15 protein-coding genes, 5 tRNA genes and 1 pseudogene are annotated in these 16,499 nt (G+C 64.4%); all 21 read right to left on the bottom strand.

Features of this window, described 5'->3' with window-relative positions:
• Positions 1-306: 306 nt before the first annotated feature.
• The 21 genes and pseudogenes from AB3347_RS20265 to rpoE all read right to left on the bottom strand — a co-directional run bounded on the left by AB3347_RS20265 (position 307) and on the right by rpoE (position 16,472).
• Entirely contained in the window at positions 307-1,452 is a 1,146-nt protein-coding gene (locus AB3347_RS20265) for an MFS transporter (protein ID WP_369093520.1), read from the bottom strand.
• 297 nt (positions 1,453-1,749) lie between these two features.
• Positions 1,750-2,217: pseudogene (locus AB3347_RS20260) on the bottom strand (hypothetical protein); the annotation flags it as partial.
• 271 nt (positions 2,218-2,488) lie between these two features.
• Positions 2,489-2,562 (bottom strand) — tRNA-Cys (locus AB3347_RS20255).
• Positions 2,563-2,636: 74 nt separating this feature from the next.
• A tRNA-Gly gene (locus AB3347_RS20250) sits at positions 2,637-2,712 on the bottom strand.
• 28 nt (positions 2,713-2,740) lie between these two features.
• Positions 2,741-2,816, bottom strand: a tRNA-Gly gene (locus tag AB3347_RS20245).
• A 52-nt stretch (positions 2,817-2,868) separates the two neighbouring features.
• Positions 2,869-2,944 (bottom strand) — tRNA-Gly (locus tag AB3347_RS20240).
• Between the two features lie 82 nt (positions 2,945-3,026).
• Positions 3,027-3,102: transfer RNA gene (locus tag AB3347_RS20235), tRNA-Gly, on the bottom strand.
• A 111-nt stretch (positions 3,103-3,213) separates the two neighbouring features.
• Positions 3,214-3,792, bottom strand: coding sequence for a CDP-diacylglycerol--glycerol-3-phosphate 3-phosphatidyltransferase (pgsA, locus tag AB3347_RS20230; RefSeq protein WP_369093519.1), 579 nt, complete (start codon positions 3,790-3,792; stop codon positions 3,214-3,216).
• A 128-nt stretch (positions 3,793-3,920) separates the two neighbouring features.
• Entirely contained in the window at positions 3,921-6,053 is a 2,133-nt protein-coding gene (gene uvrC / locus AB3347_RS20225; RefSeq protein ID WP_369093518.1) for an excinuclease ABC subunit UvrC, read from the bottom strand.
• Positions 6,053-6,466: a holo-ACP synthase gene (gene acpS / locus AB3347_RS20220; RefSeq protein WP_369093517.1), complete on the bottom strand. Its 414-nt coding sequence runs from the start codon at positions 6,464-6,466 to the stop codon at positions 6,053-6,055. The genes uvrC and acpS overlap by 1 nt, the downstream gene beginning before the upstream one ends.
• A gap of 16 nt (positions 6,467-6,482) precedes the next feature.
• On the bottom strand, positions 6,483-7,250 hold the full coding sequence (locus tag AB3347_RS20215; RefSeq protein WP_369093516.1) for a pyridoxine 5'-phosphate synthase: 768 nt from the start codon (positions 7,248-7,250) through the stop codon (positions 6,483-6,485).
• A gap of 19 nt (positions 7,251-7,269) precedes the next feature.
• Complete coding sequence (gene recO, locus AB3347_RS20210) at positions 7,270-8,082, bottom strand: DNA repair protein RecO (RefSeq protein WP_369093515.1); 813 nt, start codon at positions 8,080-8,082, stop codon at positions 7,270-7,272.
• 25 nt (positions 8,083-8,107) lie between these two features.
• On the bottom strand, positions 8,108-9,061 hold the full coding sequence (era, locus tag AB3347_RS20205) for a GTPase Era (protein ID WP_369093514.1): 954 nt from the start codon (positions 9,059-9,061) through the stop codon (positions 8,108-8,110).
• Positions 9,058-9,840 (bottom strand): ribonuclease III, encoded by a 783-nt coding sequence (gene rnc, locus AB3347_RS20200; protein ID WP_369093513.1) that lies wholly within the window; start codon positions 9,838-9,840, stop codon positions 9,058-9,060. The genes era and rnc overlap by 4 nt, the downstream gene beginning before the upstream one ends.
• Positions 9,841-9,913: 73 nt before the next feature.
• The gene (locus AB3347_RS20195; protein WP_369093512.1) at positions 9,914-10,312 is read right to left on the bottom strand and encodes a DUF4845 domain-containing protein; all 399 of its coding nucleotides are present in this window, start codon (positions 10,310-10,312) and stop codon (positions 9,914-9,916) included.
• Positions 10,313-10,325: 13 nt separating this feature from the next.
• Positions 10,326-11,255, bottom strand: coding sequence for a signal peptidase I (gene lepB, locus AB3347_RS20190; protein ID WP_369093511.1), 930 nt, complete (start codon positions 11,253-11,255; stop codon positions 10,326-10,328).
• Positions 11,256-13,049 carry a translation elongation factor 4 gene (gene lepA / locus AB3347_RS20185; RefSeq protein ID WP_369093510.1) on the bottom strand — a complete coding sequence of 598 codons (1,794 nt, stop codon included), beginning with the start codon at positions 13,047-13,049 and terminating at the stop codon, positions 11,256-11,258.
• 310 nt (positions 13,050-13,359) lie between these two features.
• Positions 13,360-13,656: a glutaredoxin family protein gene (locus tag AB3347_RS20180; protein WP_369093509.1), complete on the bottom strand. Its 297-nt coding sequence runs from the start codon at positions 13,654-13,656 to the stop codon at positions 13,360-13,362.
• 20 nt (positions 13,657-13,676) lie between these two features.
• A complete protein-coding gene (locus AB3347_RS20175) occupies positions 13,677-15,137 on the bottom strand; it encodes a DegQ family serine endoprotease (protein WP_369093508.1) in 1,461 nt (486 codons plus the stop codon).
• Between the two features lie 268 nt (positions 15,138-15,405).
• A complete protein-coding gene (locus AB3347_RS20170) occupies positions 15,406-15,810 on the bottom strand; it encodes a sigma-E factor negative regulatory protein (protein WP_369093507.1) in 405 nt (134 codons plus the stop codon).
• 59 nt (positions 15,811-15,869) lie between these two features.
• The gene (rpoE, locus tag AB3347_RS20165; RefSeq protein ID WP_369093506.1) at positions 15,870-16,472 is read right to left on the bottom strand and encodes an RNA polymerase sigma factor RpoE; all 603 of its coding nucleotides are present in this window, start codon (positions 16,470-16,472) and stop codon (positions 15,870-15,872) included.
• Between the last annotated feature and the right edge of the window lie 27 nt (positions 16,473-16,499).

The raw sequence follows: 16,499 nt of genomic DNA, 5'->3' as shown, positions 1-16,499 counted from the left end.
GCAAAGCCATCCCCTGGCGCTGCCGAGGCGCGCCTGTGCGGGATGGTTCGATTGGAAGCGCCCGACATGAGACGGGCATGAAGCGGATGCTGCGTTAATCGCGGGAATGCATGGGTAGGGTCTCCAACTTGTACTGGCATTACGATGCCGATTTATTATGGTTTGATGGTATAGCGATGCCTGGTGAAGGAGAACTGGAGACTTTCGATGGCTTCCATCGGCCCCGCCGATACCTCCTCGCCCTGATGTGAAAAGCGCCCGCCGGGATGATCGGCGAGGGCAGAAGGGCTTCGGGTCAGCGCGTGCTCAGGATTGCGAGAGCGCAGGTTTGACGGCCCGGCCCGGCATGAAACAAGCCACGGCGCAGGCAGCGATCAGGAGGGTCGCAAAGCCCAGGCTCTGGTAGCCCGCCAGCTTGACCACGGTTCCGCCCAGGATCGGACCGATCGCCGCGCCGATCATCAGCATGGCCGGTGTCGCTCCGACCGCGCGGCCGCTTGGGTCGAGCCTTGCAAGCAGGCCGAAGGCGAAGGTATGGGTGAAGATCATCACGGCGGCGAAGAACATTGCGCCTACCGCGTAAGGAACGAAGCTCTGGCTCTGCGTCATCAGCAAGGCCAGCAGCACTTGCACGATGGGGCCGCACACCAGCACCGTGCGTGGATTGAGGCGTTTCTGCAGCAAGGCGGCAAGCGGCGCCGGCATGAGGTTGACGAAGCCGAGCGCAATCAGCACGCCCGCCACGGCCGTGGCGCCAAAACTGCGGTCGGCCCCGATGCGCTCGACGAAAGCGAACATCATCGCCTGTACCAGGGCCATACAGCTCACCCCGATGGCAAGGAGCCAGACCGCACGTGGCAAGCGGCCCGCCGGCCGGTGCGCGGTGGCGTGAGCCGAACGGGACTCTGGAAATCCGATAGCGGCAACGCAGGCAGCGAAGGCCATGATGCCGGCAAAGCACCAGAACAGCGCAGGCGCGCCCGCGACCGCGACGATCTGGGGTACGCCGCCCATGAACAGGATACCGAGGATGCCCAACGCGAAGCCGACGATCGCGAACAGACGGTGTGGATTGCTGCTGCCGCCGATCGTCGCATGGGTCACGCTCAAGGCGCTTGCGGCCGCCACGCCGGCGACGAGGTGCAAGACGGCCATCAGTGCATAAGCGTCGACCAATCCCACCGCACCGAATGCGACTGCAGCGATGGCGAAACCCGTTACCGCGATGGCGCGGGCAGGCAGCCGGGTCGAGCGCGGTGCAACAAACAGGCTGGCACATACCGCACCGATCAGGAACAAGGTCGCAAGCCCACCTGCCCGCTGGGGATCCAGACCATAACCGCTGATGAGTACACCGACCCACACCGGCAGCGCAACGAGGTCCACCATGCCTGCACAATGCGCTACCATCAGCGCAGCGCGACCTCCCCAGTCCTCGGTTGACGTTTTCATTGTTGTCTCCTTGTTATTTGGATTACCCATACCGATTCGATATGACGGCGCTGCGCTTCGCGATGCACCGATCGCGTTGGGCGGCCGGCCCCATGGCGGATTCCGCATAGGTGATGTCGTAATGTACCGACCGCATCGAGCCCCTACAAATCGGACGTTTCGATGCGTGGTATCAAGATTACCGATGCTCGGCGGAGGCGTTGGTCCACGGTGCAAGGCCAACGTCGAAGCTTCGCGCACGCGAAGCCTGATCGAGTGATAGGAGACTATGGTGGTCGGCGCGCCGCTACCGGGCGCTTACGGCATTCTTCTGCTTGCGCTCCATCCCCCCTGGCTCGTAGTCAACGGCATCGGGAAGTCTGCATATCGTGTCGCGAACGAGTCGATGAGGCAGCAAAAAGTGCAGGCCCGGACCTTGCGCAGATGCTTATACGCTGGCCTAGTCGAAAACTGGACAATGCAAGCTCTGTACACGGCCCTGATCTGGACATCGAACGCAGTGCGGAAGCGGCGCGAGACCTCGACCGTCGTGCAATCAAAGGCAGGAATAGCAAGGTCGCCGTCCCACTGACTGAAAAACCAGCCATTACCTGCGGCGATCTGGCATCGGTGCTCGCGGAAAAAGCTGTGGAGTAGTTCACGCGCTAGGGACGAGAGTGGTACCTGCCGTGTCTCACTGCTCGTCGAACTCTCCGGATGAATAGTCCGCTTCTGGATGCTGATTGAGTCGATGTGCAAGGTGTAGCACTCGCGCATGCGCATTGCGGTTTCAAGCGCGCTAGCTGCGCACCTTACTGTTCAGCGGCGTCACGCGCGTCGAACGTCGCCCACGAGGTCTTCGGAAGAAGCTTGTTCTTGACGCACAGCTGGAATGCACCGGATGGGGTCTGTTTGATGGATGCCATGGCTAAGATCTCTCGAAGCCTGCATCTGGAGATGACGGCCAGATGGCCATTTCACTACGAGGTGCGCCTCCCGTGCCGGGAGGCTTCACCTTTTCGTGAACCAGCCCGATTCGGGCCACGTCTTGGATTTCTGGAGGCGAGGACGGGAGTCGAACCCGTCTAGACGGCTTTGCAGGCCGCTGCATAACCGCTTTGCTACCTCGCCAGAGGTAATCTTGGGAAAGCTGACCCGGCCGGTTATGTGCCGTATCAACCGAGAAGGAATGTCTTCTCTGAATTTGGAGCGGGAGAAGAGTCTCGAACTCTCGACCTCAACCTTGGCAAGGTTGCGCTCTACCAACTGAGCTACTCCCGCATATGGAGTACAACGATCGTAAAACCTTTGGAGCGGGAGAAGAGTCTCGAACTCTCGACCTCAACCTTGGCAAGGTTGCGCTCTACCAACTGAGCTACTCCCGCATGGAGTTTTACTACTTACACCGCCTGTCGACCAATCCGCCGCAAGGCAAACTGGAGCGGGAGAAGAGTCTCGAACTCTCGACCTCAACCTTGGCAAGGTTGCGCTCTACCAACTGAGCTACTCCCGCGTACAGAACAACGATTATGTCAGAACTTTGACAGTTTTTCAAGATTGCTGAATCGTGTTTCGATTCGACACCTTGAAGAACCTGGAGCGGGAGAAGAGTCTCGAACTCTCGACCTCAACCTTGGCAAGGTTGCGCTCTACCAACTGAGCTACTCCCGCTTTGTCTTCATTCTGCTGCGTTGTTGTCGCAACAGGCAGGCATTATAGAGATTCTATTCCGTACGTCAAGGATGACACTGAACATTTCTTACAAGTTCCATGCCAAAGCGGTTACAAGCTTCCCGCCTTCTCCTTGATGAGCGGCCAGGCGCGGCGCAGGTAGTAGAACATCGACCAGACCGTCAGCACGCCGGCCACCCACAGGAAGTACTCGCCCCAGTAGTGGGTGTCGATGCCGAGGATCACGTCATGGAACAGCAGCATCGGGATCGCGGTCATCTGGGCCGCGGTCTTGATCTTGCCGAGCGAACTGACCGCCACCGACTTGGTGGCGCCGATCTGGGCCATCCATTCGCGCAGCGCCGAAATGGTGATCTCGCGGCCGATGATGATGAAGGCGATGATGGCGTTCACGCGGTCCAGCTGCACCAGCACCAGCAGCGCGCCGGCCACCATCAGCTTGTCGGCGACCGGATCGAGGAAGGCGCCGAAGGCCGAAGTCTGGTTCCAGCGGCGCGCCAGGAAACCGTCGAACCAGTCGGTCACGGCGGCGACGATGAAGACCAGGGTCGCCGCCAGGTTGCGGTCGGCCAGCGGCAGCCAGTGGGTCGGAAGGTAGAAGACGCCTACAACCAGGGGGATCAGCGCGACGCGTAGCCAGGTGAGGAGAATCGGGATGTTAAAGGGCATGGAGAAAGCACTGATGACGGGAATGAAGTTTGCGCCGACAGTCTACATGGGTATTGCAAATTGGACTAGGCAACTCGTCTGTATGCGCCGCCCAAAACAGAACCGGGGCATGCGCCCCGGTTCGCTGCTCAGTGCAGCTGGCGATAGATCTCTTCCGCCAGCGTGCTCGAGATACCCTCCACCGTCATCAGGTCTTCCACGCTGGCGTCGATCACGCCGCGCAGGCCGCCGAAGCGGGCCAGCAGGCGCTGGCGGCGCTTGGCGCCGATGCCCTCGATCTCTTCCAGGCGCGAAGCCTGGCGGGCCTTGGCGCGCTTGGCGCGCATGCCGGTGATGGCGAAGCGGTGCGCCTCGTCGCGGATCATGGCTACCAGCATCAGGGCCGCCGACTCCTTGCCCAGTTCCTGGGGCGCGCGTCCGTCGGCGAAGATCAAGGTCTCGAGGCCGACGCGGCGCCCCTCCCCCTTGGCCACGCCGACGATCATCGCAACGTCCAGGCCCAGTTCTTCGAACACCTGGCGCGCCATCTCGACCTGGCCCTTGCCGCCGTCGACCAGCACGATGTCGGGCATGACGCCCTCGCCGCCCGCCACCTTCTCGTAGCGCCGCTGCAGCACCTGGCGCATGGCGGCGTAGTCGTCGCCCGGCGTGATGCCGTTGATGTTGAAGCGGCGGTACTCGCCGTTCTGCATCTGGTGGTGGTGGAACACCACGCACGAGGCCTGGGTCGCCTCGCCCGCCGTGTGGCTGATGTCGAAGCACTCGATGCGCAGCTCGTCGAGCGTCTCGGCGTCCAGGTTCAGCACCTCGGCCAGCGCGCGCGTGCGCGCCTGCTGCGAGCCCTGCTCCGACAGCAGGCGCGCCAGCGAGATCTCGGCGTTCTTGCAGGCCAGTTCCAGCCATTGGCGGCGCTGTCCCTGCGGCTGGAAGATCAGGTTGATGCGGTGGCCGCACTGCTCGGCCAGCGCCACCATCAGCTCCGGCTGGTCGAACTCGATGTTCAGGATCAGCGTGCCGGGGATGAACTGGCCCGCGTAGTGCTGGGCCAGGAAGGCGCACAGCACCTCGACCTCGATCGGGCATTCGCCCAGCGACTCGCCGACATGGGTCGGGAAGTAGGCGCGGTCGCCCAGGTGGCGCCCGCCGCGCACCATCGCCAGGTTGACGCAGGCGCGCCCGCCCTGCACCACCACGGCGATCACGTCGACGTCGGCGTCGCCCACGGTCTCCATGCTCTGCGCGTGCAGCACTTTCGACAGGGCCTGGATCTGGTTGCGCACGCTGGCGGCCTGCTCGAACTTCAGCTCCATCGCATAGGCCTGCATCTTCTGCTCGAGGTCGGCAAGCACCTCGCTCTGGCGTCCGCGCAGGAAGCGCGCGGCGTTGTCGACGTCGCGCTGGTAGTCCTCCGGCGCCACCAGGTCGACGCAGGGCGCGCTGCAGCGGCCGATCTGGTGCAGCAGGCAGGGGCGCGTACGGTTCGCATACACGCTGTCCTCGCAGGTGCGCAGCATGAACACCTTCTGCAGCAGCTGGATCGATTCCTTGGCCGCCCAGGCCGACGGGAAGGGACCGAAGTACTGGTTCTTCTTGTCGAGCGCGCCGCGGTAATAGCCCAGGCGCGGCGCTTCCCCGCCGGAGATCTTGATGTAGGGGTAGCTTTTATCGTCGCGGAACAGGATGTTGTAGCGCGGCTTGAGCGACTTGATCAGGTTGTTTTCCAGGATCAGCGCTTCCGCCTCGCTGTTGGTCACCGTGGTTTCCAGCCGGGCGATCTGCCCCACCATCATCGCGATGCGCGGGCTCGACAGGGTCTTCTGGAAGTAGCTCGACACCCGGTTCTTGAGGTTGCGCGCCTTGCCGACGTAGAGCACGTTGCCGTTGGCGTCGAAATAGCGGTACACGCCCGGCAGCGCCGGCAGCTTGGCGACGGTGGCCAGGACCTGCTCGCGCGCCGCCTCGCTGGGCTTGACCGGCTCGCGCGCGTCGTCCTGCAGGGTCGCCTTGAGTTCTTCCTTGACGGCCTGCCAGCCGTCCGGACGCGGGCGCGGCGCCGCTGAGGCATCGGCCCCGGCGGCGGCCTTGGGCTTGCGGGTGCGCGCCGGCTTGTCCGCGGGGACGGACACCGGCGCCGGGGCCGGCATGGCCGCGCCCACGCCCGCGGGGGTGGCCGCATAGGCGCCCCGGGCTTCGGCGACGTGCGCGGGCGCCTGGCGATCCTGCTTCGGTTCCTGCTGGTCTTCGGGTTTTGCTTCGGACATCACTCTGCCAATGTGTCGCCCGGCGCCTGGGTGACGATGACGAAGGCGACCCCGTAGTCGGCTTCGTCGCTGATCGTCACCTGGGCGCTGAGCCGGTGCTCTTGCATGAATTGTTGGAGGGCGCCGCTGCAGACGATCTCCGGCTTGCCGCTCGGAGCGTTCAGCAGCTGCATCGAGCGCCAGGTCATGGGCATGCGCATGCCCAGCCCGATCGCCTTCGAGAACGCTTCCTTGGCCGAAAAACGGGTGGCCAGGAAGCGCAGGCCGCGCGTCGCGTTCTTGGCGCTGCGCGCATGGTATTTTGCCAGCTCCTGCGGGCCGAGGATCTTCTCGGCGAAGCGCGGGCCGCTGCGCAGCAGGGCCGCCTCGACACGGGAGATCTGGACGATGTCGGTGCCGATGCCGTAGATCATGCCGCCCTCCCCTTTTTCAAGTCCCGTAGCGGGTACCGAGGCGCGCCGCCACCATGATCGCTTTCATTTCGCGCACCGCGTTCTCCCAGCCCACGAACAGGGCGTGGGCGACGATCGCGTGGCCGATGTTCAGCTCGTGGATGTCGGCGATTGCCGCGATCGGCTGCACGTTGGTGTAGTGCAGGCCGTGGCCGGCGTTCACGCGCAGGCCGCGCCTGGCGCCGGCATGCACGCCGAGCTTGATGCGCTCGATCTCGCGCAGCGCTTCCTCGCCTTCGGCTTCGGCATAGCGCCCGGTGTGCAGCTCGATCACGGTCGCGCCGACGGCGGCGGCGGCCTCGATCTGGGCTTCGTCGGCGTCGATGAACAGCGAGACGCGGATGCCTTCGCCCTTGAGCTGCTGCACCGCCGCTTCCACTTCCTTGTAGTAGCGGATCACGTCGAGGCCGCCTTCGGTGGTGACTTCCTCGCGCCGCTCCGGCACCAGGCAGACGTCCTGCGGCTTGACCCGGCAGGCGAAGTCGATCATCTCGCGCGTGACGGCGGCTTCCAGGTTCATGCGGGTGGCCAGTTGCGGGCGCAGCGCCAGCACGTCGGCATCCTTGATGTGGCGGCGGTCTTCGCGCAGGTGCAGGGTGATCAGGTCGGCGCCGGCCTGCTCGGCCAGCAGCGCGCCGCGGATCGGGTCCGGGTAGCTGGTGCCGCGGGCGTTGCGCACGGTGGCGATGTGGTCGATGTTGACGCCGAGGTCGATCACCGAACCGGCCGGTTGCAGGAAGCTCATCTGTACTCTCTCGTAAAATCTATAACTGCATCAGGTCGATCAAAATCTGGCGCGTGTTGAGCGGCGCGCCGCCCAGGTGGTGCGCCAGCAGGAAGCGCATCAGCTGCTTGCTCTGCGCCTGCGTCACCGGGTCGCCGTAGGCCTCGCGCTCCATGTCGAGCAGGGTCTTGCCGCTCACCACCGGCCAGGCGTCGCTCGGCAGCGCTTCGCGCGGCCCCTTTTCCGGGTCCACCACGTAGTCGCCGGCCGGGTCCACCGGGGCGCGCGTAACGGTGCTGCGCCCCAGGTCGGCGGCCACCCCTGTTTCCTTAAGTAAGGCCCGTTCGAACTTTCGCAAGACGATCGGCGGCGGTTCGCCATGGGCCAGCTGGTTGAGGGTGGAGACGTAGTGGTCGAACAGGGCCGGATGCTTGTCGTCGCGCGCGATCAGCTTGACCAGCAGCTCGTTCAGGTAGAAGCCGCACAGCAGCGCAGTCTTTTCCAGCGGCAGCATGCCGCCCACCCATTCGGCATCGATCAGGGTGCGCAGTTCGGATTTGCCGCTGAACGAGACCGACAGCGGCTGGAAGGTCTGCAGCACCCCGCGCAGCTTCGACAGCGGGCGCTTGGCGCCTTTCGCGACCACGCCCACGCGGCCGAAGTCGCGCGTGAACATGTCCACGATCAGGCTGGTTTCCTTGTAGGGATAGCTATGCAGGACGAAGCCGGGCTGGCCGCTCACGCGGGTATCGCCTGCCCGCGGCCGGCTACGCTTCGCCGCCGCCGGAGCCGCGGCGCCAGGCCGGGTCTCCGGAGTATCGATGAGGTCGTCTTGTTGTTCTTGATCGGGCATGCGGCTGGGGACGGCCTCCGGCGGTTTATTCGTAGCCGTAGGCGCGCAGGCCTGCTTCGTTGTCGGCCCAGCCGGACTTGACCTTGACCCAGATCTCCAGGTACACCGGGCCGCCGAACAGCTTTTCCATGTCCAGGCGCGACTGGGTCGAAATCTCTTTCAGGCGCGCACCCTTGTTACCGATGATCATCGATTTATGGGTGTCGCGCTCGACCAGGATGGCGCAGAAGATGCGGCGCAGATTACCTTCCTGCTGGAACTGCTCGATGATCACCGTGCTGGTGTAGGGCAGCTCGTCGCCCAGCAGGCGGAACACTTTTTCGCGCACGATCTCGGCGGCCAGGAACTTCTCGCTGCGGTCGGTGATGTCGTCCGGTCCGAAGATCGGCGGGTTTTCCGGCAGGTGGCGCTTGATCTCGTTTTCCAGGGCGTCGACCTGGAAGCGCATCTTGGCCGAGACCGGCACGATGGCGGTAAAGTCGCGCAGCGCGGCAATCTTCTGGGCGAAGGGCATCAGGACCGCCTTGTCCTTGATCCGGTCCGATTTATTGATGACCAGCACCACCGGAACGTTCTTCGGCAGCAGGTCGAGCACCTGCTGGTCGGCCGGGCCGAAGGTGCCGGCTTCGACCAGGAACAGGATCACGTCCGAGGAGGTGAGCGTGTTCGAGACGGTCTTGTTCAGCGTCTTGTTGAGGGCGTTCGCATGGCGGGTCTGGAAGCCCGGCGTGTCGACGTAGATGAACTGGGCATCAACGCGGGTCTGGATGCCGGTGATGCGGTGGCGCGTGGTCTGGGCCTTGCGCGAGGTGATCGACACTTTCGCGCCGATCAGCACGTTCATCAGGGTCGATTTGCCGACGTTCGGGCGGCCGACGATGGCGATGTAGCCGCAGCGGAAACCGTCCGCGCTGCCGGCATTGCCGATCTCGGTGTTGTCGTGGCTGTCGTGGCTGTCGTTGTTGCTGGTGGTGCTCATGCTGATTTGCTTCCTGTCTGTTCCGGTTGCGCCGGGCCGCCTTGGTTGGCCCCATCCGACTGGATGGTGGCGATGCCCGCCAGCTTGAGCTGGGCGGCGCGCGGTTTGCTCTTGCGGGCGGCCGGGGTCTTGGTCAGCGCCTGCTGGGCCGCCTCCAGCGCCAGCCGGGCGGCGGCCTGTTCGCCGGCGCGGCGGCTGCCGCCGCGGCCGAACACCTGCACGTTCAGCTTGGGCACCAGGCACTCGACCTCGAATTCCTGGCTGTGGGCGGCGCCGTGGGTCGCCACCACGTTATAGGTCGGCAGCGAAATTTTCTTACTCTGCAAAAATTCCTGCAACAGGGTCTTGGCATCCTTGCCCAGGGTGGCCGGGTCGACCGTATCGAGCAGCGGGATGTAGAAGGCGCGGATCGCGTCGCGCGCGCTGTCGAAGCCGCTGTCGAGGAAGATCGCGCCCAGCAGGGCCTCGAGGGTATCGGCCAGGATCGAGGGACGGCGGAAGCCCCCCGATTTCAGTTCGCCCTCCCCCAGGCGCAGGAACTGCGACAGCTCGAGCCTCTGGGCGATCTCGAACAGGGTCTGCTGCTTGACCAGGTTGGCGCGCACGCGCGACAGGTCGCCTTCGTCCAGGCCGGTGAAGCGCTCGTACAGGATCGAGGCCACGACGCAGTTCAGGATCGAGTCGCCCAGGAATTCCAGGCGTTCGTTATGCAGCGCGCTATGGCTACGGTGGGTCAGGGCTTGCTGGAGCAGGCCGGTGTCCCGGAACGTGTAAGCCAAGCGTGTTTGCAATAACTGTAGATTCATTGTGCTGTCTGTGTGCATCCGCTACCCACGTAGCGGACGGTGTTTCTTACTGGCTAGGGCCGGCATCCTTGGCCGCCACCACGCCGCTCGGATCGGTGGTGCCCGCGTAGTCGATCAGCAGGCTGACATTGCCCATCAGCGGCACCCGCTTCTCATAGGCAAAGCTGACCTGGGTTTCGCCGTCTTCACGGGTAATGGTCAGGTCGCGGCCGCGGATCGCGGTGACGTTGTTGATGCCGGCGTTCTTGTCGAAGGCTACCTGTATTTCGCGCGGCGTGCCGCCAGCTTCCTTGGCGCGCACGATTGCATCCTTGATCGCGCTGTATTCGGTGTAGGTCGGCACCAGCTTGAGCGCGAACACGGCGGCGACGCCGAGCACGACGAGTACCAGGATCAGGCCGGTCAGCGAGATGCCGGACTGACGGGCGAAGGTGTGCTTCTGCATGTGGATCTCCAGTTTACTGGATGCCGCCAATCCGCTTCGGATTGCCGAAGTTCATCCAGACGACGATCGCCTTGCCAACAATGTTCTTGTCCGGTACGAAGCCCCAATAGCGGCTGTCGGCACTGTTGTCGCGGTTATCGCCCATCATGAAATAGTTGCCTGGAGGTACGATACAGGTAAATTTGTCGTACGAATAGTCGCAGGCTTCACGATGCGGGAAATTCTCCACGGCGCCGATATCGAAGGTACGCTTGCCGTCGGTGTTCAGGATGCGGTGTGCGACCGCGCTGTCCTTGCCGGGCAGGTTCTCGATGAACTGCTTGTGGTAGACCGGGTGCTGGTCGTCCAGGTAGTCGTCCAGCGGGGTGTACTGGACCGGCTGGCCGTTCACGGTCAGGCGCTTGTTATCGTAGGTGATCTTGTCGCCCGGGACGCCGATGACGCGCTTGATGTAATCCTGGCTCATGTCCTTCGGATACTTAAACACCATCACGTCGCCGCGCTGCGGGTCGGCGACCTCGATCACCTTCTTGTTGACGATCGGCAGGCGCACGCCATAGGCGTACTTGTTCACCAGGATGAAGTCGCCCACCAGCAGGGTCGGCACCATCGACGAGGACGGGATCTTGAACGGCTCCCACAGGAAGGAGCGCAGGATGAACACCAGCGCGATCACCGGGAAGAAGCTGCCCGAGTACTCGATCCAGGTCGGCTGGCGCAGGTGCGCCTGCTCGATGGCGGCGCGCCTGTCGCCGCTGTCGACCTTGATCCCGTCCGCGGTCAGCTTGCTGGTGCGCGTATCGTACTCGGCCAGGGCGGCATCGGCGGCGCGGCGGCGCTGCTTGGCGAACACGAACACGTCGAGGCACCAGATCACGCCGGTGACCACCATCAGGACAAACAGGATCAGGGCAAAGTTGCTCAGAATCGGTTGCATATCCATTTATTTTTCTTCCACCTGGAGGATGGCCAGGAAGGCTTCCTGCGGGATCTCCACCGAACCGACCTGCTTCATGCGCTTCTTGCCGGCCTTTTGTTTCTCCAGCAGCTTCTTCTTACGCGAGATGTCGCCGCCGTAGCACTTGGCCAGCACGTTCTTGCGCAGCGCCTTGACGTTCTCGCGCGAGATGATGGTGGCGCCGATCGCGGCCTGGATGGCGACGTCGAACATCTGGCGCGGGATCAGTTCGCGCATCTTGGCCGCCACCTGGCGTCCGCGGTAGGGCGCGTTGGCGCGGTGCACGATGATCGCCAGCGCGTCGACCTTCTCGCTGTTGATCAGCATGTCGACCTTGACCACGTCGGCGGCGCGGTATTCCTTGAACTCGTAGTCCATCGAGGCGTAGCCGCGCGAGGTCGACTTCAGGCGGTCGAAGAAGTCCAGCACGATTTCCGCCATCGGGATCTCGTAGTGCAGCTTGACCTGGCGGCCGTGGTAGGCCATGTCCATCTGCACGCCGCGCTTGCCGTTACACAGGGTCATCACGGCGCCGACATACTCCTGCGGCATGTACAGGTTGACGTCAACGATCGGTTCGCGCACTTCGTTGATCTTGGACGGTTCCGGCATCTTCGACGGGTTGTCGACGCGGATCATGCTGCCGTCGCGCATCTCGACCTCGTACACCACGGTCGGCGCGGTGGTGATCAGGTCCATGTCGAACTCGCGCTCGAGGCGTTCCTGCACGATTTCCATGTGCAGCAGGCCCAGGAAGCCGCAGCGGAAGCCGAAGCCCAGCGCCTGCGAGACTTCCGGCTCGTACATCAGGGCAGCGTCGTTCAGCTTCAGCTTTTCCAGCGAGTCGCGCAGCGCGTCGTACTGGTTCGCTTCCACCGGGAACAGGCCGGCGAACACCTGCGGCTGGACTTCCTTGAAGCCCGGCAGCGGTTCCGGCGCCGGCTTGGCGGCCAGGGTGACGGTGTCGCCCACCTTGGCGGCGGTCAGTTCCTTGATGCCGGCGATGATGAAGCCCACCTGCCCTGCCGACAGTTCCGGCAGCGAGACCGAACGCGGCGTGAACACACCGATGCTTTCGACCAGGTTCACCGAACCGGTCGCCATCAGCAGGATCTTTTCTTTCGGACGCAGGGTGCCGTTGACCACGCGCACCAGCATCACGACGCCCACATAGGGGTCGTACCAGGAGTCGACGATCAGGGCCTGCAGCGGCGCGTCCTTGTCGCCCTTGGGCGGCGGGACTTTCGCGATCAGGGTTTCCAGCACGTCTTCCACGCCCAGGCCGGTCTTGGCCGAGCAGACCGTCGCGTCCGAGGCGTCGATGCCGATCACGTCCTCGATTTCCTTCTTGGCGTTGTCCGGGTCGGCGTGCGGCAGGTCGATCTTGTTCAGGATCGGCACCACTTCCACGCCCAGGTCGAGCGCGGTGTAGCAGTTGGCGACCGTTTGCGCTTCCACGCCCTGGCTGGCGTCGACCACCAGCAGCGCGCCTTCGCAGGCCGACAGCGAACGCGAGACTTCGTAGGAAAAGTCGACGTGGCCCGGGGTGTCGATCAGGTTCAGGTTGTAGACCTGGCCGTCGCGCGCCTTGTACTGCAGCGCCGCGGTCTGGGCCTTGATGGTGATGCCGCGCTCGCGCTCCAGGTCCATCGAGTCGAGCACCTGCGCGTCCATCTCGCGCTCCGACAGGCCGCCGCACAACTGGATGATGCGGTCGGCAAGCGTCGATTTGCCGTGGTCGATGTGGGCGATGATGGAGAAGTTACGTATGTTGTTCATTAACAAAGCTCAAAACCAAAAAGGCCGCGGACAGCGCGGCAGGCTACGGCAACAGGGTGCAAAACGCAGTGCTCATGCAAAAAAGCGCTCCGTGGGGGCATGCCGGTCCCCGGCCGAAGCGCTCGATCAAGCGAATGGAAAGCGGCATCTTCAGGTATGCAGGGGACGGACGCTTTTCCGACCCCGGCATTTTACCGGATTCCGCGCCGGAAAGCCCGGTTTTGGGCTGGCCGAGGGGGAGAAAGCCGGGTTTTAGCTTAAGCGCGGGTAAATATGGGCTTGCGCAGCGTGCCCGGCGGGGCCGGACGCCCTACGCAGCATCGACGACGAAGGCATCGGCCCAGCCGCGCGCGGCGCCCGGATCGAGGAAGTAATGGCACAGCTCGGCCCCGGCCGGATCGCCGAACAGCACCGGCACCAGCTCGTCGAAACGCGCCACCAGGCTTGGCTCGGCATCGACGTCGACCACCGCGACCTCGAAGCGCTCGCCGGGCTGCTGCAAGGCCAGCAGGGCCTGCAGCATGTCCTCGCACAGGTGGCAGTAGCTGCGCGAGTAGAGCGTGAACGGGATCACCCGGCTCATTGGCGTGCTCGTTGGCGCGCTCATTGGCGTGCTCATTGGCGTGCTCATTGGCGTGGCTTGACGACGACGTACTGGCTCACGTCTTCGCGCCGCACCAGCAGGGCCACCGCCTTCTTCGGATCGAGCTTGGCGACCAGTGCATTGAACTGGGCCGCGCTGCTCACCGGGGTATTGCCGACCTGCGAGATCACGTCGCCCGGACGGATGCCGGCCGTGGCCGCGCTGCCGTCGGCATCCTCGACCAGCACGCCGCTGTCGACGCCCAGTTCGCCGCGCTGGGCCGGCGTGATGTCGGACACCACCAGGCCCAGCGCGTTCGGCGCGGCGCCCGGGGTCGGTTTCTTCGGCGTCGGGCGGGCCGCCGCGGCTTTTTCTTCCTTCAGCTCGACGATGGTGACCGGCACGTCGAGCTGGGTGCCGCGGCGCCAGACTGTGACGGTGGCGCGGCTGCCGACCTTGGCGGCGCCGACCAGGCGCGGCAGGTCGCGGGTGGTCTCGATCGGCTGGCCGTTGAATTTCAGGATGATGTCGCCGACCTTGATGCCGCCCTTCTCGGCCGGACCGCCGGCCTCGACCATCGAGACTTCGGCCCCGCGCGCCTTGCCCAGGCCCAGCGATTCGGCGACGTCGCGCGTGACTTCGGCGATCTGCACGCCCAGGCGGCCGCGCGTGACCTTGCCGGTGGTCTTGAGCTGATCGGCCACGCGCATCACCTCGTCGATCGGCACCGCGAAGGAGATGCCGTTGTAGGCGCCGGACAGGGTGGCGATCTGCGAGTTGATGCCGATGACTTCGCCGCGCATGTTGATCAGCGGACCGCCCGAGTTGCCCGGGTTGACCGCGACGTCGGACTGGATCAGGGGCAGGTATTCGCCGGTGTCGCGCGACTTGGCCGAGATGATGCCGGCGGTGACGGTGTTGTCGAGGTTGAAGGGCGAGCCGATCGCCACCACCCATTCGCCGACCCGGATCTTGCTCGAGTCGCCAGTGCGCAGGTAAGGCAGGTTGCTGGCCGACAGCTTGAGCAGGGCAACGTCGGAGCGGCGGTCGGCGCCCAGCACCTTGGCCTTGAACTCGCGGCGGTCGGTGAGCGTGACGGTGACTTCGTCGGCGCCTTCGACCACGTGGGCATTGGTCAGGACGAAGCCGTCCGCCGAGATGATGAAGCCAGAACCGACGCCGCGCGTGACCTGCTCTTCCGCGCCGCCCTGCCCGCCCGGCCGACCCTGGCCGCGGCCGCCGCGCGGGATCTGGCCGCCGAAGAAGCGGCGCAGGAATTCCTGCATCTCCTCGTCGCCCGGCACGCCCTGGCCGCGCGTGACGCGCTCGGTGGTGCGGATGTTGACCACGGCCGGGCCGACCTTGTCGATCAGGTCGGAAAAATCGGGCAGGCCGGTTACGACCGGGGTCTGGACGGGCGCGGCCGCCAGGGCGCTAGACGGGAGGAAGGCGCTGCCAGCGGCCAGCAGGGCCGACAGGATCAGGCCGATGGAGCGACGGGACAATGCGCGGGGAAATTGGCAGGTCATGGGCATGGGATCGGAAGGCTGAGATTGACTTTATGGTAAGCCAAAATACGCGCTTTGTCGCGCGCCGCCAACAGGATACAGCGGCTCGATGCAGGGTGGAAAATCGGATGTCGCATAGGCCCGCTGCGAGACTGATATGCAGGACGAATCAGATGAGGCAGGTCGATATGCAGGGCATATCACGTCATTGGAAAAGCGAACGATGGCGGCCCTCGGCGCTGCGCCCGGGAGTACCGGCGCCGGCCTAGACGCGCTTGACGACGGCCGGCGCGGCTTCCGGGGCAGGTCCGTCATGCGGCGCCACTGCCTGCCCTGTCCGCTTGCTGCCGTTCAGCGCGTCGGCGCCCGCGACGACCGTGGGCGCGATGGCTGCCAGCGCGTCGGCCGTAGAAGGCGCCCGCGCCACATGGCGCCGCAGGGGCAGTGGCTCGGCGTCGAGCCGGTCGGACAGCCGCGCCGCGAAGCCGGGCGAGAGCTCGGCCTGCCCAGGCTCGCTGCGCAGCGCGTCGCCGATCCGGTGGTAGAGATCCCATGCCTGCCGTCCGTCCGGCTCGCGCAGGGCTGCCAGCGCGAGTTCGAGGTCGGCGTCGGGCAGTTCGCCATCCGCGAAGGCCGATATGTATTCGCGTATCTTCTTATTCGTGTCCATCTGGTAACTCGTCGCCGTCGGTCTGTTCAATTTGTCCTGCCTATGTACGATCCTGCCACCTACCGACGTTTGTCAACCGGGAAATCGAGCAATGGGCGCAATTTCTCGGCAATGACTTCGCGTGCGCGGAAAATCCGGCTGCGTACGGTTCCTATCGGACACGCCATCACCTCGGAGATTTCTTCGTAGCTCAGTCCTTCTATTTCTCGCAGAACAATTGCCGTTCGCAATTCCAGCGGCAGCGCTTCCATCGCCGCATTCACCGTGTGCGCAATCTGCTTGCTCGCCAACACCGATTCGGGTGTGTTTATGTCGCGCAAGCTGTCCGCGTCGTCGAATCCTTCTGCCCGCTCGGCATCGGCCTCGGTCGAGGTCGGTGCGCGGCGGCCCTGTGTTACCAGATAATTCTTAGCCGTGTTGATTCCGATGCGGTACAGCCAGGTGTAAAAGGCGGAATCGCCGCGGAAATGCCGCAGGGCGCGGTAGGCCTTGATGAAGGTCTCCTGCACCACGTCTTCGGCTTCGGCCGGATCGTGCACGAGGCGCGACACCAGGCGCATCAGGCGGCGCTGGTATTTGGCCACGAGCAGGTCGAACGCGCCCCGGTCGCCGGCCTGGACGCGCTCCACCAATACCTGATCTCCTTCGCGTTCTGTCGTCACGGACCATGCCCCATCGGCTGCACCGGC

Origin of the sequence: Massilia sp. X63, assembly GCF_041023745.1 — a bacterium.
Classification (GTDB): Bacteria; Pseudomonadota; Gammaproteobacteria; order Burkholderiales; family Burkholderiaceae_D; genus Telluria.
The sequence above is the reverse complement of the archived record's forward strand: the minus strand, read 5'-3'. Positions and strand labels throughout refer to the sequence as shown.